A 21,466-nucleotide genomic window follows, 5' to 3' on the forward strand; every position below is an offset into this window, starting at 1 on the left:
GATCCTCGATCCCCGCGAAATCATCACCAAAGGAGTGCAACATGAGATTCACCAAATTCCTGGTGGCGGTCGCTGCTGTGACCATCACCCAAGTTGTGCCTTATGCTCAGCGAGGCGCTTCACTCGTATCTCGCGCCGAGGCTGCCCAGTCGAAGCTCGGCGATCTGACGCCATTCCGCAGCATTGCCGCCGATGTCGCAGCTCTCGTCGATAAGGGCGACTTTCCAGGCGCCAAGACGCGCATCAAGGATCTCGAGACCAAATGGGATGAGGCGGAACCAGGCTTGAAGCCGCGAGCGGCTTCCGATTGGCACAAGGTCGACAAGGCCATCGACCGTGCACTCGACGCCGTGCGCGAAGGCCCGCCAGACGCCGACAAATGAAGGCCCTCGCCGATCTGTTGTCGGTCATAGATCAGATGAAGGGCTGATGCCCTTCATCCACAAAAAAATGCTGGCCGCTCACGTCCACGGAAAGAGCAAATGTTGAAGCCGTTGAGTAGCACTTTAGAAAATGGCGTCAGTAAAGTCCCTGCCGTCACGCTAGGATTCTGGATCATTAAGATTCTGGCGACCACGCTTGGTGAAACCGGCGGCGACGCGGTGACGATGAGCTGGTTGCACGCCGACACGAACCCTCAAGGTGGAGGCTACTTGATCGGCACCGGCATCTTTCTTGCCGTGTTCGTCGCAGCCGTCATCGCACAAATCTCGGTCCCGCGGTTCAATGCCTGGGTCTATTGGTTGGCGATCGTGGCCTCGACGACAGTCGGTACCGCGATGGCTGATCTGTTCGATCGCTCATTGGGCATCGGATACGCGGGCGGCTCATCCATCTTGTTGGGATGCGTGATCGGCTCGCTCGCCATCTGGTATTTCAGTCTCGGCTCGATCGCCGTGCAAACGGTAACGACACCAAAGGTGGAGATCTTCTACTGGGTGACGATCACCTTTTCGCAAACCCTGGGCACGGCACTCGGCGATTGGACGGCGGACGATACCGGCTTGGGATATCAGGGCGGCGCGCTCGTCTTTTGCCTGGGCCTCGCGGTGCTGGCAGCCCTCTATTACTGGACCGAAATCTCGCGCGTCTTCCTGTTTTGGGCTGCCTTCATTCTCACGCGGCCGCTGGGAGCGACGGTCGGAGATTTCCTGGACAAGCCGATGAACCATGGTGGCCTTGCTCTAAGCCGACCATTGGCCTCGGCTGTGATCCTCGTCGCCATGGTGGTATTGATTATCGTGTTGCCACAACGACCAGGTCGGCATCCCGGATCGGATGTGGCAGAGCAGATACGGTAAGCCCGCGTGCGCACCGTCCTCGCGCGGGGAGGCGGCTCCGCTGATCGCGCGCCAAGCGATTCGATCGCAGCAGAACTAATAATCGTCTCCTGGTGTAGAGGTTGTCGATGTGCGGCGGCAGCAATGAGCTGGCGATTTTTAACCGTTCTATTCTGTATCAATTCCAGCGCGCGGGTTCCGAAAATCCGTTGATGCGTCGTCAACGCAGCGGCAACGTACTCCTAAGAAATTTCGGGGGACGTCATGTCAGGCGTTGTTGTCAACGCGCCCGCGTGCAGCAGTGCGCGAGCGTATGGTTGTTTGCTTGCGAGTGTCTGTTTTCTTCCACTCTTCATGCTCGAGTCCCGCGCCGCTCATGCGCAGGCGGCGGGTGAGGCGCGCACTCTTCCGCCGGTGACGGTCGAGCAGCCGACGGCTCGTCCGCGTCAGGCGCGCCCCCAGCGCAGGGCAGGTCCGGCGGCCAGTGCGGCGCGCGAGCGCGGGCGAGGATCCGCGCAGGCCGCGACGCAGGGCGCCCGGTCGCCGTCGTCAGCCGCATTCGAACGCGGCACTGATCCGGTCCGCGGCTTTGTGCCCAATGTGAGCTCAGCGGCGATGAAATCCGACACGCCGATCCTGGAGACGCCGCAGTCGGTGTCCGTCGTCAGCCGTGACCAGCTCGATGCTAGCGGGGCCACGACCCTGGTGGAAGGCCTGCAATATGTCGCCGGGCTGGCCGTGCAGACCGGTGGCACCGATCCGCGCTTCGAGAACGTCCAGATCCGCGGCTTCGACATCAACGGCTACGGCAACTATCGCGACGGCCTGCGCGAGGTCGGCGATCCCAATTATTTCTCGCTGTTTCGCACCGAGCCGTATGGCCTGGAACGGATCGACGTGATCAAGGGTCCGAGCTCGGTCATGTACGGGCAGGGCGCGCCGGGCGGGCTCGTCGACAGCATCAGCAAGCGTCCGCCCGACAAGGCCTTCGGCGAGGTGGTCGGCCTGTTCGGCAACTACAACCGCTACCAGGGCGCCTTCGACGTCGGCGGCCCCGTTACCAAGGATGGCGCGCTGCTCTATCGCGTCACCGGCGTGTTCCGGGACGCCGACGCCCCGATCGCGCATTTCTCCAATGACGTGAAGGACAACCGGACCTATATCGCGCCGGCGGTGACCTGGAAGCCGACCAATGACACCACGCTGACGATCCTCGCCGACTACACCAAGGATGTCACCGGCAACGCCTTTCCGCTGTCGGTGCTGCATGTCACCTCGGCCGGGATCACCGGCGTGAAGGCGCTGCCGATCTTTCTCGGCGATCCCAGCTACAACACATTCGAACAGGAGCAGGCGCGGGTCGGCTATCAGTTCGAGCACAGATTCAGCAACAATCTGATCTTCGAATCGAAATCACGTTATGGGCACTCCGAGCTCGACTACCGCTATCTGACCTATCTGGCCAATCCGCTCGATACGCTGACGTCGTTCACGCGGCGGGCCAATCGCGTCGACGTGACCAGCGATTCCTTTGCGACCGACAACCATGTCGTTGCCAAGCTCGGCACCGGGCCATTCCAGCACACGGTCGTGTCCGGGGTCGATTACCAGATGCTGAACCTGCAGGATCGGACCACTACGGCGACCGCCGGCGTGCCGGCGCTCAACAGCCTCAATCCGGTCTACGGTCAGGCCATTCCGTTTCCGACCACGCTCTACACCGGATCGGCGGACCAGAAGATCGACCAGGTCGGCGTCTATCTGCAGGACCAGATCAAGGTCCAGAACTGGATCCTGACGCTAGGCGGTCGCTTCGATGTCGCGGAGCAGGACACGCTCAGCCTGGTGACCAACGGCGTGGCGACAGCGACGCGGACAAAGACGGAGAACACCGCCTTCACCAAGCGCGGCGCCATCGCCTACGAGTTCGACGGCGGGCTCGTGCCCTATTACAGCTATTCGGAATCGTTCCTGCCGACGCCCGGCACGGATTTCAGCGGCTCGCCGTTCAAGCCCACGACCGCGCAGCAGCACGAGGTCGGCGTCAAATTCCAGCCCTCGCGCAGGCTCCTGGTCACGGCGGCCGCCTTTGACCTGACCCGGCAGAATTCCCTGACCACGGATCCCAACCATATCGCCTTTTCGGTGCAGCTCGGCGAGGTCAATTCGCGCGGCTTCGAGTTCGAGGCGCTCGCCGAGTTGGTGCCCGGCCTCAACGCGGTCGCGACCTTCACCAGCCAGGACGTCAAGGTAACGCAGAGCTCCACCGCGGCCGAGATCGGCAAGGTGCCGACACTGGTGCCGGCCAACATGGCGTCCGCCTATCTGGACTACACGCTCCAGACCGGCATCCTCGCCAATTGGGGATTGGGCGGAGGCATCCGCTACACGGGCGAGACCTTTGCCAACAACATCAACACCATCGTCAACGACGGCTATGTCGTGTTCGACGCCGGGATCCATTATCGCCAGCCCAAAGGCATCAATCTGGCGCTGAACGTGAAGAACATCGCCGACCGCGTGACCACGGCCTGCACGACCAGTGGCGGCTGCCAATACACCAGCCCGCGCACCATTACCGGCACGATCAGCTATCGCTGGTAGGGGAGGTCGGACAGAGCATGGCACGCGCGCGCACCATCCGGCTGTGGTCGTCGGTCCATACCTGGACGTCGCTGGCAAGCATGCTGTTCCTGCTGATGCTGTGCATCAGCGGACTGCCGCTGATCTTCCATGACGAGATCGACGATTGGCTCGAGCCGCAGATCGCTGCGCCGGACATGCCGGCCGATACGCCGCGCGTCTCGCTCGACCGGGTGATTGCAGCCGCGCAGGCGCGCTTTCCCGGACAACACGTGCTGTTTGCAAATCTGCAGCAGAGCGAGCCACTGGTGACGGTTGCGCTATCGCCGACGCCGGTCCCGGCGCCGGGCGCGTTTCATCGCGTCACCCTCGACGCGCGCACCGCTGCGGTGCTCGGTGAGGTGGCGCTGCATCCGGACCTGATGGACGTGGTGCTGCGTATCCACAAGGAGATGTTCGCAGGGCTTCCCGGCGAGCTGTTCCTGGGCGTGATGGGGCTCGTCTTCGTGCTGTCGCTGATCTCCGGTGTCGTGCTGTATGGTCCGTTCATGCGCAAGCTCGCCTTCGGCACCGTTCGCGGCCACGCCTCGCCGCGGCTGAGATGGCTCGACACCCACAATCTGCTCGGCATCCTCACCGTCACCTGGATGCTGGCGGTCGGGCTGACCGGTACCATCAACACGCTGGCCACGCCGCTGTTCGATCTCTGGCGCGCGCAGTTGCTTCCGAGCCTGCTCGCCCCTTATCAGGGCAGGCCGGTTGCGAAGGCGGCTTCGGTCGAAGCCGCGGTGGCCGCAGTGCGCACCCGGTTTCCGGACCGGCTGATCAGTTCGGTGACCCTGCCGACCGCCGCGCGGTTTGGCAGCCCGCAGCATCTGATCGTCTGGACCAAGGGCCGGACGCCGTTCTCGGCCCGGATGTTCCGGCCGGTGCTGGTCGAGGCGGAAAATGCCGAGCGCATCGTCTCGCCCGAGGTGCCGTGGTATTTGCAGGGCCTGCAGGTGTCGCGTCCGCTGCATTTCGGCGACTATGGCGGTTGGCCGCTGAAGATCATCTGGGCACTGTTCGACCTGATTACGATCATCGTGCTCGGCAGCGGGGTCTATCTATGGGCGGCCCGCAAGCGCGTCGCGCGGCGAAATCCGTCGCTCGCGGCTGCAGTTGCCGCGCGCGAGGCCGTAACGTCATGATGCGGATCGCACCCGGCCGAACGGCCTCGCCGCACTTCAGGCCCCGCAGCACCTGGCAGGTGTTCCGGGCACCGCTCGCCGTCGGCCTTGCCGCCGCTGCCGGCCTGACCTTCGCATTGTTCGGTGACGGCGTCTGGGACGCCATATCGTGGGCGGTGTTGTCCATTCCGGCGGTGCTGAGCGTGATCTGGGGCCTGCGTGCCGCCGGCGGACGCTGAGACGGCGGTCAGGCTCGGACTTTCCGATCGTCGAAAAGCTCTTTATAGCGATAGCCCTACTTGAGAGAAGCGCGGGCCGATATCGATACGGCCGTGCTTTATCGTCCAAATGGGGCATTCAATCGATGATGTTCCGATCATGGCGCGCGATGGTGGCCGGGCTGGTCCTGGCCGTCTCGGTCCACACCGCGATTGCGGCCGAGGGTTCACCGGCCGAGCAGATCTCCGAGTTCCGCCTCAAGCATGGTGAGGTCCGTGTCAGCAGAGATGCAACGCTCGACCGGATCGCTGCCGAGCAGGCGCGGGCGATGGCTGCGAAGGACGATCTGAGCCACGAGGTGCTCGGGCCGTTCACGCGCCGCGTGGCGCCGTCCAACGCCGGTCGCGCGGCGGAGAACATTGCGTACGGCTATGAGAGCTTCGACAAGACGCTCGGGCAGTGGATCAATTCGCCGCCGCATCGCAAGAACCTGCTGCTGCACAACGCAACCAAGGTCGGCATCGCCAGCGCCAAGAACGCCAGCGGCAAGCGCACCTATTGGGCGATGGTGATCGCCGGCGATTACGAGACCAAGCCGCCGGTCAAGAACGACAAGGGCAAAGACAAGACCAGAGGCAAGCCGCCTGTCGTGGCGCAGGCCAAGGCCGAGACCAAATCTGCCGCCAAGTCCGAGCCAAAGTCCGAATCGGCGCACAAATGGGGCGCTTCGCCGCCGAAGGATTGCCACCTGAACATCAAGGTGCTCGGACTATGCATCTGATGTGAGCGGCGCGAAACCAGCGGGGTCATACCCCTCACAGCGCCGGCTTCTTCAAATGCAGGTAGCCCGGCTCGAATTCGCCGATGGCGACAAGCTTCGGCCAGCTGTGGATGGTGAGCAAGCCGCCGCGAAAATCGACCGCGCGGCTCGCGCGCAATTCCGCCAAGGTCCGGTTGACGGTCGCGATCGCCATGCCGAGTGCTTCGCCGAGCTGAGGCAGGCTGATCGGCAGATCGAGCGCGTTGTCGTCGGCGAGGTCCAAGGCGCGTGCGCGATAGAACAATTCGCAGAACAGATGCGCCATGCGGGCGGGCTTGGCTCGCGCGCTGTTGTTGGTGATCGCCTCGCGAAAGATCGCGGCATCGATCAGGGTCTCGCGCCAGATCGCGAACCCAAGCGTTGGCCTGCGGCTGATCGCGCGCACCAGCTCCTGGTGCGGAATGGTCGCGACCGCCGCCGGACCGGTCGCGCACACGGCATGATCCATCTGGTCGAGGAACAGGGCCTGGGCGTCGGGCCAATCACCGGCCATGTGGAACGAGATGTATTGCCGCGCGCCGGACGACAGCAGATGGTAGCGCGCGAGCCAGCCGGAGACGACGACGGCCGAGACATCCGGATCGTCGCCCTGCCGGATCAGGTCTTCATTGGCGGCGAGCTCCCGCACCGCGAAGCTCAAGCCGTTCACCTCCGCGACGTCGTCGCTGGACAGCCGCGAATGCCGCTTGAGCTTTCTCAACAGGATCCGGTCCACGTTCCGCATGAAAGCGCCTTCGTCAGCTGGCCTCCGTATCAAATGATATGCTACGGACATCGGTTCCTGCCTACGCTCCGCAAATGGGGGAGGAATGATGGGCAGGCGGAGGCGTCGCGCCCGGGAGATGAACCGTGCCGCACATCGCATTCCTGCACCGCATTCGTCAGCTGTTCGGTACGAGCAGCCCCCACGTCGACGTTCTCGCCGAGGCGCTGGCCGACGGTCGGCTCAAGCAGCCTGCGCAACCGATGACTGATCAGGAACTGGCCCGCGCCATCCGCGAATTTCAGAATGCCCCGCCGTCGGAGGCGACGTTGAAGCGGCTCCGCGAGCGCTTGGACGGCATCAACAAAGCCGGCTCCTGAACGCGGGCGGCTGGTTCCGCTAACCTCAGCAGCACGAGCGCGTGTCGTTGGTCTCGCGGCCATGGCAGAGCGCGCTGACGGAGAGCAAATAAGAAGCCCCTCTTTCTCGCCTGAGAAAGAGGGGCTGGCTTTGCCGGTTTGGTCCTTCGCGTTCAGCGACGATTATGCGCTAACGTCCCTTTGCTCCCGCATGCGGGCTCATCGTGCCGTTCTGGTTGGTGACGTCATCGTCCATGCCCGTGCTGCTGCCGGTGCGTCCGCCCGTGGCGGTGCTGCTGCCGGTGCCGCGTCCGACGGTGCCGGCGCCGTTCGAAGAGCCGTTGAGATTGGTGCCGGCGGTGCGACCGCTCGTCGTTCCGGATGTCGTGCCCGACATGCCCGTGCTGCCGCCTGCGCCGCCTCCCGTGCTGCCCGTGCCTTGCGCCAGTGCGAGCGAGCCGGTCAGTGCGAGCGCCGCCGCCAATCCGATCGTGGTGAACTTCATGTCATGTCCTTTCGTTTCGGGAGGCGACACCAACCTCGCGCTGAGGTCGCCGTTCCCGACAGCATGGCCGGAGACGTCGCTATCCACGTCCCTTGTTGTCGACGTGATCCTGCAACTGTTCAGTCTGCACCCATCGTCCGTCCTCGCCGCGCTCGCGCGAGCTTGCCGCCTTGTCGCGGTTCGACAGCACCATGTTCTCACCGACCAGATCATCCTGCAGGTTGGTCATGCCGCCCGAGCCGTCTCCCTTGCCTTTGAGGTGCGGACCGGCCGCTGAGTCGCGGCTGGTTCTCTGCGGGACGGTCTTACGATCCAGCTCGCGTTCGATCTCCCGGGCGAGTTCGTTGGAATCGGGATTATCCGGCTTGCGTTCGAGCATGCGCAGCTGCTGCTCGTGGGTCTTGCGGCCCTGTAGCTGCATGTGCCGCGGCGGGCCGCCATGCTCGGGCTTCGGTGGCGCGCGACGCCGGTCCATCACCTCGGCCTTGTCGATGCCGCCTAGCGCATTGGTGTCGTTCTCGACGTCGCCTTCGATCGTGTTGGCCCCTTCGATCTGCTCGAGGTCATCGAGGTTCGCCTGCGCCATGGTGACGCCCTTGGAGGCGCCGATCAGCGGATTGCGCACCAGATCGACATTGGTGGGTTTTGGCAGTTTGGGATGTTTGTTGCTCATCGCTTGAACCCTCCATGCGCCGGATGCGTGTTCCCGCCCTTGGCTTCGGATTCGTGGGTGTGATGAGAATCGTGCTCGCCACCACCACCGGAGACGCGGCTGCGGCGCCGCATCGGGTCGTCCGCCGGCGGCTTCTCGATATGCAAAGGTTCCTTGGCATTCTCATGCGACGCGCCAGGGCCGCCCTGGCGAATGCTCGCTTTGGTCTTGCTCGAGGTCGACATGCTGGTTCCTCGCGTTCCCTGCCGGTCGTGTGGGACCGGCTGTGCGAAACACCAACGCGAGCCTCGAAGCAGAGTTCTACTTACAACAGGGATTGATCATGCCGCCGGCGACAGACGAGAATGCGCCGGGACCGTCGCGCGTGTTCAGTTGCGGACTTCGCCTTCGACCGCCAGTTCCTTGCCGTATCGGCCACGTGTTTTGAACACCACCCTGTCGCCATCGAAGGTGAGGCGCCATGTGCGCTCTTCGCCTTGGCCAATGAACTGCACGTCGATCGCGAATGTCGTGGCGTCGATCCAGCTGCCTTTCATGGCCCGGTAGGCGTAAGGTTGCCAGGGATGGCTTTGCGCGGTCTTGCGGTAGGTGCCGTCGAGGCCGATCGGATTCTGCAGGTGCAGAATATTGTTACCAGGGCCCGGCCTTGGGATGTCCCATGCAACATGAGGATCGGTGCCCGTGAGCTCAAGCGTGATGGCGTTGACGCCGAGCGGGCCGGGCGGGAAGGTGTAGGTCTTGCCTGAGATGGTCGCCGCGATCTCCGGCACCGCACCGACCGCACTCTGCGTCTCCGTCGCGGCATCGCGGACGGCTGCAGCGAGGTCCGCCGCGGCCTCGGGGGCGGCGGGCAGCGCCCCGTCCGATTTGACCGCTGCTGAAATGTCGTTCGCGAGCTTGCGGAACGGACAGAAGTCGCGCGCGGTCATCACCGCCACGATATTCGGATCGGGCAGCACCATGATGACCTGGCAGTGATAGCCCACCGCCATGAAGACGTTGCGGTCCGGCAGGGCCCAGAACTGGTTGGCATAGCGCAGGCCAGGCTCGAACTTCGCGTTCATGCTGATGGTGGCGTGGTTGACGGCGTCGATCCAGGTGGGCGGCAGCAGCTGCTGCTCGCCCCAGCGCCCGCCACGGAGATAGAGATAGCCGATCTTCGCCATGTCGCGCGGTTTCAGCGCCAGGCCGAAACCGCCGCCCGAAACCCCTTGGGGGTCTTTGAACCAGGCGTGGTCCGTGATGCCGAGCGGCGCGAACAGCCTTTCGGCGGCGAATTGTTCCGCACTCCGGCCGGTGAGCTTGGTAATGATGGCGGAGAGCAGATGCGAGTTGCCGCTGTTGTAGTAGAATGCCTCGCCGGGCGCGTGCGCCATCGGCTGGTCGAGAATGTACTGGACCCAGTCGGCGCTTCGTCCCAGCTCGAAAACGGATTTTTCGGGGCCGCCGTTATAGCCTTCGTCCCAGTCCAGGCCCGAATTCATGTTGAGCAGATGCTGGACGGTGATCGCCTGCTTGCGCTCGTCGACATTGGCGATCTTGCGATCATGGAAGAAATCAAGCGCCGGATGATCGAGGCTGTCGAGCACCCCATCCTTCTGCAGCATTGCGATCAACGTGGCGACCACCGCCTTGGTCGAAGAATTGATGATGTGCAGCTCGTCGGCCTTGTAGGGCGCGTAAGCGGCGTCGAGCACGATGCGGCCGTGGCGCGCGATCAGCAGGCTGTCGAGCCTGAGCGTCTTGCCGGACGCGACGAGCTTGGCCAGCGCCGCCGAATCCATGCCTTCCTCTTCCGGCGCGGCGCTCTGCCAGTCGGGGACGGGCCAGACAGTCGGCTTGCTGTCCCCGGCGGATGCGTTCTGAGCAAAGAGGCCGGCGAGCACGAGACCAAGCGCAAGCTGCAAGCAGCCGATCCTGTTCTTGAACATCTGCAATATCCGATTGAAGGGAACGAGATGGCTACAGTGCGGGCCCCTGCCTATACTACCACGGAGAGTGTCGGTTTCAATGACTTCGGCGAACCGCTCGCATCGTTGGAGAATCATGAGCACGCGCCGGTTTTCGGTGAGATGCGATCGCCCGCCAGCGAAAAGGCCAGTTGCGGTGGAAAAAGTCGCGCGAGTTCATAGATGATGCGGGAAGGCTCGCGACGGCATGCGCAGGTGAAGCACGGCGATCAGTCCGTCGCGGCGGTCTGGAAACATGCAAATGTCACGCGCACTCATCATCTTCGGCTTCATCCTCGTCGCGATCGGGCTGCTGTGGCCCTATGTCGGCAAGCTCGGCCTCGGCCGACTGCCTGGCGATATCGTTGTCGAGCGCCCGGGCTTCGCCTTCTATCTCCCGCTGATGACGTCGCTGATCCTCAGCGTCCTCGTCAGCGTGGTGCTGTGGCTGTTCAATCGCTAGAGGTCACGGTCGCGAGCGCAGCAGCACCGCGCTCGCAGGCGGCATGTGGATCCGCGCCGCTTGCGCGGCGACGGGCACGGCGGCCTGTGCCATTGGCGTCCAGGTACCCTGCGCAGAGACGGGCGCGTCATTGAGCTTGTGTCCGCTGGTCGCGGCGAGGTCGGCACCGCTCAGCCAGAACGGCTCCAGCGTGGAGGTTGTCTGGTCGAGCAACAGCTCTGCATCAACAACGGTCTCGGCCTCCTTGTTGATCATCAGCACGTTCACGCCGCCATCGTCGCGCAGTACGCCGTAGGCACTGAAGCGCAGGCCGGCGGGGCCCTCGACGGTTGCGGGAACGGTCGTTCCCCTGTTCTGTCCTCCGTTCTTTCCCTGGGCGCCAAGCGCAAACAGCAGCAGGCCATAATAGACCGGCCTCACCTCGACGACCTCGCCCTTGTCGTCGGCGATCGGCGTGTAGCCGGGACCATGCCCGCCGCCGTGCAGGTTCACGCCGTTGCAGCCGTTGAGCGCACAGCGGAACATGAAATCCATCACCCACAGCGCGGTGCCATAGGTGTTCGAGATATTGGGCGCGCCGCCATTGAAGAAGGAATTGCACTCGGCCATGCGCCAGCCCAGTTGCACCCCGCTGTCGTGCGCGGCCTGGCTGACCGATTGCAGCTGTTGGGCCAGGCTAGGGTCGCCCTGCAGCAGCAGATCCAGCGTGGACTCCGGGTCACGGCCGTCCGCACGATAGTAATGCTGCGTCAGCAGGCTGATCTGCGCGGCGGCATCGCGCGCGAAGGGCAGGGTGAAGCCGCTGGAGAACGAGGCCGCGACCGGGCCGGCAAGGCGGGCCGAGGGCGCAGCCGCGGCGATCGCTCTCGCCATGGCACGCCACTCCGTCAGATAATCGTCGTAGCGCCAGCCGCGCGGGCGATGACCGTTGTGAGGATAGAGGTCCGGCTCGTTGCCGATCTCGATTGCCAGCAAGTTATCTCCCAGCGCCCGGACCGCGTAGGCGGCCTCGGCGGCGGCGAGCTCGGTGGTGTTGTTAGCGAGGTTGATGCCATAGATCACCTGCCAATCGACCTGTCTGGCAAAGCCGGCGAGCGCGTCGACCATCGCGGGCAGGATCGGCGTGAGCTTCGGCGTCGCGCCCAGCCAGGCGCAGCGATCCACCGCATTGGCGCCGATGCGCAGCACGCCCGGTCCCAACAACCGATAAAGCCCGAGCAGGGCGTCATTGCCTGCCGTGAACATCGGCTGTGGCAGCTTGTCCTTCTCATAGCTCAGGCCGGCGAAGCGGCTGGTCAGCGTTGCGCCGGGCCTGTCGCGGTCGAGGCGAACGCTGACATCGGCACGGGCCGGGCCTGGCGAGGGCGCGGATGCTGCCGGAGCTGCCACGCTGCGTCCGGCGCCGCCGCCGAGCCACCCGCCGATGCCGACGGCCGACAGCAGCGCCATCAGTTCACGACGGGCCAGCATGCCATCGGACATCGCCAGTTCGCCTCCTTGGGTCCCCATATCGCGGGCGTGTTCGGCACGCCATGGAGGAGGATGCGGTTGGTCATGGCGCCATTATAGCACGCCGACGGCTTGCAAGCGGCGCTTGCTGAGCCGGACGTTTCGCCCACGCCGCTGCGTCATGACGGGTTATCGAGGAGATGGCGAATTGCTACAATTCGTAACAGAGAAGGCGTATAAGCCGGTGACGATCTCGACGGAAGGCTTAGATTGCTGCGCACGGCTGTGACGATCTGCTGCCTCAGAAGCATTCGAGCCATGCTGCCAGTAATATCGCGGCGCCATCAGTCTCGGGCGCCTCGATCGAGATGGAGGCGAGGGTGAGATTTAGAAGAGCCTTGGCGGGAGTGCTGCTGATGACATCCGTTGCTTCGGCGCGCGCTGGCGCATTGCCCGAACGGGTCGCGACGGCCGCGAATGAGCGCATCGCCGCCGGCTTCTGTCCAACGCTGGTATTCGCGGTAGTCGATGGCGACGACAGCGAGATCGCCGCGTTCGGCCGGCTCGACGATGGCAGGGCGGCAGATGGTGACACCGTCTATGAGATCGGTTCGATCACCAAGACTTTCACGGCGGCCTTGCTTGCTGATGCGGTGCGCTCCGGGCGCTTTACCTTCGATGCGCCGGTGGCGGGGCTGCTGCCCGATGTCAGGATCCCGTCGCGTGGCGGCAAGGAGATCACGCTGCTCGACCTCGCTACGCAGTATTCCGGGCTGCCACGGCTTCCACTCAACCTGCTGCCGGTCGATGCAGCCAATCCCTATGCCGATTACGATGCTGCCAAGTTGAAGGCCTTTCTCGCCGACTATCAATTGCCGCGTGATCCCGGTGCGTCCTACGAATACTCCAATCTTGGATATGGCCTGCTCGGCTACGCGCTCGCGCAAGCCGACCGGACGACATACCCGGACCTGGTGGACCGCAAGCTCCTGAAGCCGCTGGGCATGGCCATGACCGGGGTCGCATTGACGGACGAGATGCGGGCGCATCTCGCCCCCGGTCACGATGCGAACGGAAAGCCCGTCAAGGATTGGGATTTCGACGTGCTCGCCGGGGCCGGAGCTCTCCGTTCCACCGCCAACGACATGCTGCGTTATCTGAAGGCCAATATGCGGCTCACGCCGCCGGCTCTGGCCGATGCAATCGCAACCGCTCAGCAGCCTCGCCGCGACGTCCCGAACCTCGGGCGCATCGGCCTTGCCTGGATGACCAGCGCGAATGGCGTGCTCTGGCATAATGGCGGCACCGGCGGTTATCACAGCTTTCTCGGGATGACCGCCGATCGAAAGCGGGGCGTCGTAGTTCTCACCAACGCCGCCATCGACATCGACGACCTCGGGAGAGCTGCGCTTGACGATGCAGCGTCGCTGCGCACCGGGTTGAAGCCCGTGACGCTGCCCGATGCCGAACTGGACGACTATGTCGGCACCTACAGGCTGCGTGAGGGCTTCTTGCTCAAGGTCTTCCGCAAGGATGGCGGCCTCGTCACGCAGGCGACGGGCCAAGCCGTCCTCCCGATCTTCCCGTCGGCGGCTGATAGCTTCTTCGCCAAGCCGGTCGACGCCGGCATCACCTTCACGCGCGATGCTCAGGGCGCGGTCACTGGGCTCGTGCTGCATCAGCACGGCGACCATTGGGCGCCGAAGCTGTCGCCGTCCGAGATCCCGCCGGAGCCGCAGGAGATCACGCCGGATGCCGCCGTGTTGTCCAACTATGTCGGGCAATACAGGTTCGATTTCGGCGCGGTGCTCGATGTCAGGCTGGATGGAAACGGCCTCAAAGCGCAGCTGACGGGGCAGGCGGCCTTTCCGATCTTCGCCAGCGCGCCTGACGCGTTCTTCTACAAGGTCGTCGAGGCTGAGCTGCATTTCGAGCGCGAGCAGGGTGCCGTGGTCGCGGTCGTGTTGCATCAGGGCGGCCGCGACATGCGGGGGACACGGATTCGGACACCGCAGTAATTCGCAACGGAGCCGATCAATGAGCAGTCTCGACGACCAGGTAGATGCCGTGTTTGCCGACATGATGACGCCGCCGCATCCAGGCGCCGCCTTGCTCGTGGTCGACCATGATCCGCCTGCTTGATACGCGGCGGACCATTCTGGTCGTGACAAATTGTAGGCCCATTACTCCGGCCTCGTGGAGGGCATTCGAAGTCCGCGTATCCGTGCGCATCAGGTCGCGGAGACTCTCTTCGGCGGGTGACAGCGAAAATTCATCTCAGGCGAGAATGCGCGAGTGCGATCGGTTCATCTGATCTGACGCAAGATGGTGGGATCGCTGATCTTGTTGTCATTAGCGAGCAGGAACGCCTTGGACAGGATCACCGAGAGGGTGGAGTCGCCCTCGAACGGCAGGACCAATCGCTCCGGGGGTGGCCCGGCCGACTTGCCGCGCCCGGGCACGATGCAGAGATACTGGCCATTCGGCTCCATCTGGATGTTGGCGCTGCCAAGATGAATCTTGTAGGTGCGCAGCTTTCCACGCACGATCAGGAAGCGATCGTCGAGCGTGCAGCGGTCCGCGATCACGAGTGCGGGCAGCAGGCTCGCGAGCACCTCCGCGCGCGTCTTGGCCGACAGGCCGAGGTCGCCGAACGCGTAGGACTGCCAATAGGTCCGGAACCGATCCTCGGGGCCGCGATCGCCCCAGTTAGGATCGTTACCGACGCTGCACACGCCGACAAACAGATCGACGTCACGCATCAGCTCGGAGAACAGAAGCGGAGGCACGTCGACTAGGCGAATGGTTTCGCCGGCGGATGAGACGAAGCGGACCTGGTCCGTCGCGATCAGCTCATACACGCCGGTCTGCCCGGTCTCCGCGTCCTGGATCCAATTCACCCAGAACTCGACGAACAGGTCTCGGTCCGGTAACGGCCGAGTCGGCGTGTTGTGCGAGTCCCAGTCGCCCATCAGATGGTACGTCCAGCCGCGCTGGTCACATAGTGCCTTGAACTGGTGCTGGCGGATGATGTGGGCGGCGAAACGGTTGGAATAGATCTCCGTCGCGAGCTCCGCATCCGTGAGCAGATAGATCTCGCGATGGGCCTGCTTGAAAGGCTGGCTGATGCCGAGCGCTGCGAGTCGGCGCCGCCACGCCAGGACATGCGCGGCCTCATTGGTCATCGGATGCCAGAGCGACACATTGGTGCCGGCGCCGAGCGTGAGACGATGGCCTTCGACATCCTCGATCTCGCCTCCGGCGCGCGGCAAGCCGGCGACCGCGCCGGTCGGCGAGCCAAAGCGCCAGATCAGCCGTCGCGTCAGGCCGGCCATCAAAGGATGATCGAGATAGCGCTCGCGCCATGTCGCGAGCGGAAGCGCGCGATCGGAAAGATAGAGCCGTTCGATCCGGGCGGACTGTCCCGCCAGTGTGGCCTCGATCTCCTTGCGTAGCCGGCGCACTGTTGCCAGCACCTCCGGTGCCGCTTCCTTGAGCGCGGCGGGCGGCGAAGCAACTTCGCGGCCGCTGCTGCCGACGAAGGACAGCGAGACCTCCCTGCTGCCGGTGATGCGCAGAATGGCGGCGCCCTCGCCCATGGGCAGGCGGCGTTCGCCATCTGGTGCCAGATCGAAGGTTGGCAGCGCCATCTCTTCGAGCTCCTCGGCGCTGACGTGCAGTCGCGCCGCGAGATCGTCCAGCATCGCCGCGATCCGGCGCACCACCACCGGATAGCGCAGACGGCTCTTCAGCCGGGTCAGCTCCGCGATCGCATGCGGGGTGGCGAGCGTGGCAAGTGCCTGGATCGCGGCATTGCCGAGCTTGACGGAACGCGCACCGACATTGGGAACCTTCTTGAAGCAGAGCTCGCAATAGCGGCCAAGACGGACCGCGACAAAGTCCTGCCCGGCGGCCGACAGCATCCAGATCAGGCCACGGATGGTGTCCTCATTGGGGTCTGCGGCTTGCGGATCGGGCGTGTAGGCCTCGATCCAGCTCATGACTTGTTCGGCCATGCCGCCGTCCTCGGTGAGCAACTCGCGCGCGGTCTTGAGGAATTTCGCGCTCGGCTTCGATTTGTCCGCCGCGCCGATCGCATGGGCGATGACCCGATATCGGCTTTGAGACAGCGGCTGTGCCAGCACCGCTGTGGCCCAGCCGCTCGAGAGCAGCGTCGGTCCCTGCGTGTCTCGCGGCACAAGCCTTTCCAGGTGGACAAGAAGGGTCTTGCCCAGCAGTCCCGACGACCGCGCAGCAGCGGCAAAGTCGGTGATGGCGGCGGAAAGATCGTCATCGGCAGTTGCCCGCTTGGCCAGCGGCTTGATCTGTCGGATCAGCCCCTCAAACGGCACCCTGTAGCGCAATTGAGGGACGTTCTCACCGCAGATGCGGAGCACGGTCGCAAGCTGCAATTCCGTACAAGGGATTCTCTCACGAAGCAGCTGATGCATCAGAGAGCCGAGACTATCCAGACGCGGCGAGATCTGATGCTCATTCTGTTCGGCCAGCTCTTGATTCTGGTCCAGTATCTGCTTGATCCGTTGGATGGCGATAACGGCGAATTCCGGCCAGTCGGAGCGAGGCCTGGCCAGGATGGCCCTCGCGGCGGGCAGATAGCCAAAAGTGAAGGACAGTTTCGACGACACGGCTTCCTGCTCGAAGGCAGCTACCAACTCCGCGGGCGAGCGGACATCAGCGTGAGCCGACCTCTCGCCTCCGAGGGTCGATACCAGTCTTTTCAGGAAATCCATTGTGTCAGCCGCCCACCAGCGGCACCAGCTTGATGAATCGGACTTCCGACTCCGGCGTGACCGTGAGCGGCTCGTCGAGGTCCATGACTTGCCGGCGGTCGACCACGACGAGGATGCGGGTCCGCTGGAATGCCTCCAACGCTGCCGCCAGTTGGCGCGCCGCGTCGACGGTCCGTGGCTTCGGCGGCTTGTCGTTGAGGCGCCGCTCCCAATCCGTCGGCATGATCAGCGGCGTCAGTGGGGCGTCGCCGGCGGCGTTGAGCACGGCGACTTCGTCTTCGATTCGCCGCGTGATCAATTCGCGCAGGGTGATGCGCTCGCTTGCCACTCGCAAGTGGCGCGTCACCGGTGCATGAGCGCCGGGGGTTTGGTCGATGATCTTCAGGGCGAGGGTCATGCTCGTTTGGTCTGACGGGACGAAAATTGGAGTGTGATGCAGGGACGGAAACTGCGCAAGCCGAAGTTGTCGGTCGCCTGCGATGTTGAGACTGACGCGTGCCTGCGCGGAAAGACGAATTTGCTCCAGTTGATCGAGCCGGCAGTCTGCGTTAGGACTTCGCGCCAAGATTTCTCTTTCTTTTTTTCCGAAATCGTGCTTCTATCTCGTCATCCCGCCTCGTCGACAAGGGACGTACGCGTCGTCACGATACGTGGAGGTGGGCTGCGATGGACGTGAAGGCGCCTGTAGACGACTGGCGCCTTTGCGGACGGTGAAGTCGTGTGGTCCCGGCGTCCCGGTGCTGACGCCGCGCGCAACGCGTTTACGCGTTGCGCAGAGGGGGCAAGAAAGCCGGTCCCCTGGGAGAGCGCGTATAAGCCGTAAACCACTCGCGCAGGGAAGGCCGGGATGTCTTAGGCCGATCCTGTGGTTCCTGCCCCGTGCATTTCCTTCCGCACGGGGGCCATGGGGGCGGCGAGCTCCCGGCCATCCCTGCGCCCTCCGACTTCGAGGGCTTCGGTATCGGCATCACCCGGGCACGCCGTGCCGCGGGACGGCGAAGGTGTGTCTGATTGGACGTAGGAGAGGTGCGATGTCGAAGCCACAATTTTCAGGGCTATCGTCCGCGGAAGCCGGAAGCGATCCAGTATTCCAGAGGCCTTCGTGCTTTACCTCCGGCAGTGCGGTGTACTGCCCGCCTGCGCGGGTGTGACGGCTGGGAATGGGCCGCAATACGTCACCCCTCCTGACCCTTATTCGGCGTTGCGGTGGTTAGGTTTTCTCGGTTAAAAAGGGGCTAGAGAACGCGCCGGCAACCAAGCATCAATGGTTTTGCCGCACGCTAGTGGTGTTCTCGAAGGGTCTGGCAATGCTGATTCGTGGCGCAAGGATTGGAGCAATCGACGGAGCGGTTTCCGCACCGACGATCGCTGCCGCGCCGCTGCTGCTCACCCTTACCCCGACCCTTTCGCTCGGGCTGCTGCTTCTTAGCTGCCCCTGAGGGCCGGCTGGGCGCGATGCGCCTGGGCACTCAGGGGTTCGCGCGAGATCACGAAAACCCTTCAGCGCCTTCCAGATAAGCGCACCAGCGAACAAGGAACTCAAGCGATGTCCACCGCACCGAAGTCCGACAAGGACCGCGTCATCATTTTCGACACCACCCTGCGCGACGGCGAGCAATGCCCCGGCGCCACCATGACCTTCGAGGAGAAGCTCAACATCGCCGCCATGCTGGACGGGATGGGCGTCGATGTGATCGAGGCCGGCTTCCCGATCGCCTCCGACGGCGATTTCGAGGCGGTCAATGAGATCGCCAAGCGCACCCAGAACGCCGTGGTCTGCGGCCTGTCGCGCGCCGGTGCGAAGGATATCGATCGCTGTGCGGAAGCGATCCGCCCCGCCAGGCGCGGTCGCATCCACACCTTCCTGTCTACCTCGCCGGTGCACATGAAATACAAGCTGCAGATGGAAGCGCAGCAGGTCTTTGAGCTGGTGGTCTCCTCGGTGACCCGGGCGCGCAACCACACCGACGACGTCGAATGGTCGTCGGAGGATGGCACCCGCACCGAGTTCGACTTCCTGTGCCGCTGCGTCGAGGCCGCGATCAAGGCCGGCGCCACCACGATCAACATTCCCGACACCGTCGGCTACGCCGTGCCGGAGGAATATTTCGACCTATTCAAGCGCGTGCGCGAGACCGTGCCGAATTCCGACAAGGCGGTGTTTTCGGTGCACTGCCACAACGACCTCGGCATGGCGGTGGCCAACTCGATGGCCGGCATCCGCGCCGGTGCGCGGCAGATCGAATGCACCATCAACGGCATCGGCGAGCGCGCCGGCAATGCGGCCCTGGAAGAGGTCGTGATGGCGATGCGCGTGCGCAACGACAAGCTGCCGTTCTGGAACAAGATCGATACCACGCAGCTGACCCATGCCTCGAAGGTGGTGTCGGCGGCGACCTCGTTCCCGGTGCAGTACAACAAGGCGATCGTCGGCCGCAACGCGTTCGCGCATGAAAGCGGCATCCATCAGGACGGCATGCTGAAGAACGCCCAGACCTACGAGATCATGCTGCCGGAGACGGTTGGCGTGAAGCAGACCTCGCTGGTGATGGGCAAACATTCCGGCCGCCATGCCTTCATCCACAAGCTGGAGGAGATGGGCCACAAGCTCTCCGGCAACCAGCTGGAGGACGCCTTCGTCCGCTTCAAGGCGCTGGCCGACCGCAAGAAGCACATCTACGACGAGGATCTGGAAGCGCTGATCGACGAGGGCATGGTGCATGCCCATGACCGCATCAAGCTGGTGTCCTTGAGCGTGATCGCCGGCACCCGCGGGCCGCAGCGCGCCACCATGAAGCTCGACGTCGACGGCGAGACCCGGATCGAGGAGACCGAGGGCAACGGACCGGTTGACGCCGTGTTCAACTGCATCAAGTCGCTGGTTCCGCACGAGGCCAAGCTGGAACTCTACCAGGTGCATGCAGTGACCGAAGGCACCGACGCGCAGGCCGAGGTTTCGGTGCGGCTGTCGCAGGACGGCCGTTCGATGACCGCACGCGCCGCCGATCCCGACACGCTGGTGGCGTCGGCGAAAGCCTATCTCGGCGCGCTCAACAAGCTGGTCATGAAGCGCCAGCGCGATGTGGCCCAGCAGTCCGCCGCGGCGGTTGCTGCGAGCTGATCCGATGTTGTCATTCCGGGGCAGCCGCTGGCGACAAGATCGCTAAGCGATTTTGCGCCGGAGCGGCTGAACCCGGAATCCCGAGCTCGGCCGCACAGGTGCTAACAAAATCGAGATTCCGGGGTCGGTCCTGACGGACCGTCCCGGAATGACAGGGAAGGGAATGCAAGGCTTTCGCATCGCAGCACGGGATTTCCGCCTCTGCGGCTAACGGTGAATGGCAATCCGTCCGCCTTACCGCTATTGATGCTCTGGCATACAAGCGGGGGCGTCATCGCAAGCGCCCCCCAAGAAACTTCGGGAGGAAGTCTTGCTGACTAAACGTCATGTGATGTTCGCGGCCTCGCTTGCCGCGCTCGCGCTGGTCGGGCCGGCCGCGGCCGCCGACAATCCGATCGTGATCAAGTTCAGCCACGTCGTGGCGTCCGACACGCCGAAGGGCAAGGCGGCCGACAAGTTCAAGGAACTGGCCGAGAAATACACCGACGGCAAGGTCAAGGTCGAAGTCTATCCGAACTCGACGCTCTACAAGGACAAGGAAGAGCTGGAGGCGCTGCAGCTCGGCGCCGTGCAGATGCTGGCACCCTCGAACTCGAAATTCGGCCCGATCGGAATCAGGGAGTTCGAGGTGTTCGATCTGCCCTACATCCTTCCCGACCTGAAGACCCTGCGCAAGGTCACCGACGGCCCGCTCGGGGCCAGGCTGCTCAAGCTGCTCGATGCCAAGGGCATGACCGGGCTTGCTTATTGGGACAACGGCTTCAAGCAGATGACCGCCAACAAGAAGCTGGTGGTACCTGCCGACTACAAGGGCCTGAAATTCCGCATCCAGTCCTCCAAGGTGTTGGAGGCGCAGTTCCGCGCGCTCGGCGCGATCCCGCAGGTCATGGCGTTCTCCGACGTGTACCAGGCGCTGCAGACCGGCGTGGTCGACGGCCAGGAGAACACTTGGTCGAACATCTACACGCAAAAAATGCACGAGGTGCAGAAATACGCGACCGTGACCAATCACGGCTATATCGGTTACGTCGTGGTCGTGAACAAGAAGTTCTGGGACGGCCTGCCGCCGGACATTCGCGCGGCCTGCGAGAAGGCGATGAAGGAAGCGACCGACTTCGGCAACAGCCAGTCGGCCAAGGAGAACGACGACGCGCTGGAAGAGATCAAGAAGGCCGCCAAGACCGAGATCGTCACGCTGACGCCCGAGCAGGACGAAGCGATGCGCAAGGCGATGATGCCGGTCTACAAGGACGTGGCCTCGCGGGTCGGTCAGCCCTTGATCGACGAATTCCTCAAGGAGACCGGCCGCAGCCCGATGAACTGAGGCGGCAAATCCAGCCTGCAGACAGCGAAGATGGGCCGCGGCCTTCTGCGCCGCGGTCCGGTGAATGATCGAACGGCGGTCGCGCGCCGTCCGATCGC

Annotated in this window: 19 protein-coding genes; 11 read left to right on the forward strand and 8 right to left on the reverse strand. The window is 63.9% G+C overall.

Features of this window, described 5'->3' with window-relative positions; genetic code table 11:
- Positions 1–41 precede the first annotated feature (41 nt).
- The 6 genes from ACQR1W_RS23055 to ACQR1W_RS23080 all read left to right on the forward strand — a co-directional run bounded on the left by ACQR1W_RS23055 (position 42) and on the right by ACQR1W_RS23080 (position 6,032).
- Entirely contained in the window at positions 42–383 is a 342-nt protein-coding gene (locus ACQR1W_RS23055; protein ID WP_434852927.1) for a hypothetical protein, read from the forward strand.
- Between the two features lie 99 nt (positions 384–482).
- Positions 483–1,301 carry a COG4705 family protein gene (locus ACQR1W_RS23060; RefSeq protein WP_434852928.1) on the forward strand — a complete coding sequence of 273 codons (819 nt, stop codon included), beginning with the start codon at positions 483–485 and terminating at the stop codon, positions 1,299–1,301.
- 594 nt (positions 1,302–1,895) lie between these two features.
- The gene (locus tag ACQR1W_RS23065; RefSeq protein WP_434852991.1) at positions 1,896–3,884 is read left to right on the forward strand and encodes a TonB-dependent siderophore receptor; all 1,989 of its coding nucleotides are present in this window, start codon (positions 1,896–1,898) and stop codon (positions 3,882–3,884) included.
- Positions 3,885–3,901: 17 nt separating this feature from the next.
- Positions 3,902–5,053: a PepSY-associated TM helix domain-containing protein gene (locus ACQR1W_RS23070; RefSeq protein ID WP_434852929.1), complete on the forward strand. Its 1,152-nt coding sequence runs from the start codon at positions 3,902–3,904 to the stop codon at positions 5,051–5,053.
- Positions 5,050–5,271, forward strand: a complete 222-nt coding sequence (locus ACQR1W_RS23075; RefSeq protein ID WP_434852930.1) for a hypothetical protein — start codon at positions 5,050–5,052, stop codon at positions 5,269–5,271. The genes ACQR1W_RS23070 and ACQR1W_RS23075 overlap by 4 nt, the downstream gene beginning before the upstream one ends.
- 128 nt (positions 5,272–5,399) lie before the next feature.
- Complete coding sequence (locus tag ACQR1W_RS23080; RefSeq protein ID WP_434852992.1) at positions 5,400–6,032, forward strand: CAP domain-containing protein; 633 nt, start codon at positions 5,400–5,402, stop codon at positions 6,030–6,032.
- A 34-nt stretch (positions 6,033–6,066) separates the two neighbouring features.
- On the opposite strand, the gene ACQR1W_RS23085 is transcribed toward ACQR1W_RS23080, so the two are convergent.
- Positions 6,067–6,795 carry a Crp/Fnr family transcriptional regulator gene (locus ACQR1W_RS23085; protein ID WP_434852931.1) on the reverse strand — a complete coding sequence of 243 codons (729 nt, stop codon included), beginning with the start codon at positions 6,793–6,795 and terminating at the stop codon, positions 6,067–6,069.
- A 125-nt stretch (positions 6,796–6,920) separates the two neighbouring features.
- On the opposite strand from ACQR1W_RS23085, the gene ACQR1W_RS23090 reads away from it, so the two are divergent.
- Positions 6,921–7,154: a hypothetical protein gene (locus tag ACQR1W_RS23090; RefSeq protein ID WP_434852932.1), complete on the forward strand. Its 234-nt coding sequence runs from the start codon at positions 6,921–6,923 to the stop codon at positions 7,152–7,154.
- 169 nt (positions 7,155–7,323) lie between these two features.
- On the opposite strand, the gene ACQR1W_RS23095 is transcribed toward ACQR1W_RS23090, so the two are convergent.
- The 4 genes from ACQR1W_RS23095 to ACQR1W_RS23110 all read right to left on the reverse strand — a co-directional run bounded on the left by ACQR1W_RS23095 (position 7,324) and on the right by ACQR1W_RS23110 (position 10,242).
- Complete coding sequence (locus tag ACQR1W_RS23095; RefSeq protein WP_434852933.1) at positions 7,324–7,638, reverse strand: hypothetical protein; 315 nt, start codon at positions 7,636–7,638, stop codon at positions 7,324–7,326.
- A 79-nt stretch (positions 7,639–7,717) separates the two neighbouring features.
- Positions 7,718–8,311, reverse strand: a complete 594-nt coding sequence (locus ACQR1W_RS23100; protein WP_434852934.1) for a hypothetical protein — start codon at positions 8,309–8,311, stop codon at positions 7,718–7,720.
- Positions 8,308–8,535, reverse strand: a complete 228-nt coding sequence (locus ACQR1W_RS23105; protein ID WP_434852935.1) for a hypothetical protein — start codon at positions 8,533–8,535, stop codon at positions 8,308–8,310. The genes ACQR1W_RS23100 and ACQR1W_RS23105 overlap by 4 nt, the downstream gene beginning before the upstream one ends.
- A gap of 144 nt (positions 8,536–8,679) precedes the next feature.
- Complete coding sequence (locus ACQR1W_RS23110) at positions 8,680–10,242, reverse strand: serine hydrolase domain-containing protein (RefSeq protein ID WP_434852936.1); 1,563 nt, start codon at positions 10,240–10,242, stop codon at positions 8,680–8,682.
- A 280-nt stretch (positions 10,243–10,522) separates the two neighbouring features.
- On the opposite strand from ACQR1W_RS23110, the gene ACQR1W_RS23115 reads away from it, so the two are divergent.
- On the forward strand, positions 10,523–10,723 hold the full coding sequence (locus tag ACQR1W_RS23115; protein ID WP_008970511.1) for a DUF2905 domain-containing protein: 201 nt from the start codon (positions 10,523–10,525) through the stop codon (positions 10,721–10,723).
- 3 nt (positions 10,724–10,726) lie between these two features.
- Here the strand turns inward: ACQR1W_RS23115 and ACQR1W_RS23120 are convergent, their stop codons facing one another.
- Entirely contained in the window at positions 10,727–12,205 is a 1,479-nt protein-coding gene (locus ACQR1W_RS23120) for a hypothetical protein (protein ID WP_434852937.1), read from the reverse strand.
- A gap of 383 nt (positions 12,206–12,588) precedes the next feature.
- On the opposite strand from ACQR1W_RS23120, the gene ACQR1W_RS23125 reads away from it, so the two are divergent.
- A complete protein-coding gene (locus tag ACQR1W_RS23125; protein WP_434852938.1) occupies positions 12,589–14,190 on the forward strand; it encodes a serine hydrolase in 1,602 nt (533 codons plus the stop codon).
- Between the two features lie 288 nt (positions 14,191–14,478).
- Here the strand turns inward: ACQR1W_RS23125 and ACQR1W_RS23130 are convergent, their stop codons facing one another.
- Both ACQR1W_RS23130 and ACQR1W_RS23135 read right to left on the reverse strand, forming a co-directional pair.
- Positions 14,479–16,818, reverse strand: coding sequence for a DUF4132 domain-containing protein (locus ACQR1W_RS23130; RefSeq protein WP_434852939.1), 2,340 nt, complete (start codon positions 16,816–16,818; stop codon positions 14,479–14,481).
- Between the two features lie 109 nt (positions 16,819–16,927).
- Positions 16,928–17,320: a hypothetical protein gene (locus tag ACQR1W_RS23135; RefSeq protein ID WP_434852940.1), complete on the reverse strand. Its 393-nt coding sequence runs from the start codon at positions 17,318–17,320 to the stop codon at positions 16,928–16,930.
- A gap of 1,149 nt (positions 17,321–18,469) precedes the next feature.
- Between ACQR1W_RS23135 and ACQR1W_RS23140 the strand changes: the two genes are divergently transcribed.
- Both ACQR1W_RS23140 and ACQR1W_RS23145 read left to right on the forward strand, forming a co-directional pair.
- The gene (locus ACQR1W_RS23140) at positions 18,470–20,044 is read left to right on the forward strand and encodes a 2-isopropylmalate synthase (protein ID WP_008970518.1); all 1,575 of its coding nucleotides are present in this window, start codon (positions 18,470–18,472) and stop codon (positions 20,042–20,044) included.
- Between the two features lie 331 nt (positions 20,045–20,375).
- The gene (locus tag ACQR1W_RS23145) at positions 20,376–21,368 is read left to right on the forward strand and encodes a TRAP transporter substrate-binding protein (protein WP_434852993.1); all 993 of its coding nucleotides are present in this window, start codon (positions 20,376–20,378) and stop codon (positions 21,366–21,368) included.
- The last annotated feature ends 98 nt before the right edge of the window (positions 21,369–21,466 follow it).

This window comes from Bradyrhizobium sp. HKCCYLS1011 (assembly GCF_051167795.1).
Classification (GTDB): domain Bacteria; phylum Pseudomonadota; class Alphaproteobacteria; order Rhizobiales; family Xanthobacteraceae; genus Bradyrhizobium.

What these genes read in the sequence shown, in the direction of transcription:
- ACQR1W_RS23100 (WP_434852934.1), bottom strand. Translation starts at nt 8,311, where the DNA reads ATGAGCAACAAACATCCCAAACTGCCAAAACCCACCAATGTCGATCTG.
- ACQR1W_RS23120 (WP_434852937.1), bottom strand. Translation starts at nt 12,205, where the DNA reads ATGTCCGATGGCATGCTGGCCCGTCGTGAACTGATGGCGCTGCTGTCG.
- ACQR1W_RS23140 (WP_008970518.1), top strand. Translation starts at nt 18,470, where the DNA reads ATGTCCACCGCACCGAAGTCCGACAAGGACCGCGTCATCATTTTCGAC.
- ACQR1W_RS23110 (WP_434852936.1), bottom strand. Translation starts at nt 10,242, where the DNA reads ATGTTCAAGAACAGGATCGGCTGCTTGCAGCTTGCGCTTGGTCTCGTG.
- ACQR1W_RS23055 (WP_434852927.1), top strand. Translation starts at nt 42, where the DNA reads ATGAGATTCACCAAATTCCTGGTGGCGGTCGCTGCTGTGACCATCACC.
- ACQR1W_RS23075 (WP_434852930.1), top strand. Translation starts at nt 5,050, where the DNA reads ATGATGCGGATCGCACCCGGCCGAACGGCCTCGCCGCACTTCAGGCCC.
- ACQR1W_RS23145 (WP_434852993.1), top strand. Translation starts at nt 20,376, where the DNA reads ATGTTCGCGGCCTCGCTTGCCGCGCTCGCGCTGGTCGGGCCGGCCGCG.
- ACQR1W_RS23065 (WP_434852991.1), top strand. Translation starts at nt 1,896, where the DNA reads ATGAAATCCGACACGCCGATCCTGGAGACGCCGCAGTCGGTGTCCGTC.
- ACQR1W_RS23080 (WP_434852992.1), top strand. Translation starts at nt 5,400, where the DNA reads ATGTTCCGATCATGGCGCGCGATGGTGGCCGGGCTGGTCCTGGCCGTC.
- ACQR1W_RS23115 (WP_008970511.1), top strand. Translation starts at nt 10,523, where the DNA reads ATGTCACGCGCACTCATCATCTTCGGCTTCATCCTCGTCGCGATCGGG.
- ACQR1W_RS23070 (WP_434852929.1), top strand. Translation starts at nt 3,902, where the DNA reads ATGGCACGCGCGCGCACCATCCGGCTGTGGTCGTCGGTCCATACCTGG.
- ACQR1W_RS23135 (WP_434852940.1), bottom strand. Translation starts at nt 17,320, where the DNA reads ATGACCCTCGCCCTGAAGATCATCGACCAAACCCCCGGCGCTCATGCA.
- ACQR1W_RS23095 (WP_434852933.1), bottom strand. Translation starts at nt 7,638, where the DNA reads ATGAAGTTCACCACGATCGGATTGGCGGCGGCGCTCGCACTGACCGGC.
- ACQR1W_RS23125 (WP_434852938.1), top strand. Translation starts at nt 12,589, where the DNA reads ATGACATCCGTTGCTTCGGCGCGCGCTGGCGCATTGCCCGAACGGGTC.
- ACQR1W_RS23060 (WP_434852928.1), top strand. Translation starts at nt 483, where the DNA reads ATGTTGAAGCCGTTGAGTAGCACTTTAGAAAATGGCGTCAGTAAAGTC.
- ACQR1W_RS23105 (WP_434852935.1), bottom strand. Translation starts at nt 8,535, where the DNA reads ATGTCGACCTCGAGCAAGACCAAAGCGAGCATTCGCCAGGGCGGCCCT.
- ACQR1W_RS23085 (WP_434852931.1), bottom strand. Translation starts at nt 6,795, where the DNA reads ATGCGGAACGTGGACCGGATCCTGTTGAGAAAGCTCAAGCGGCATTCG.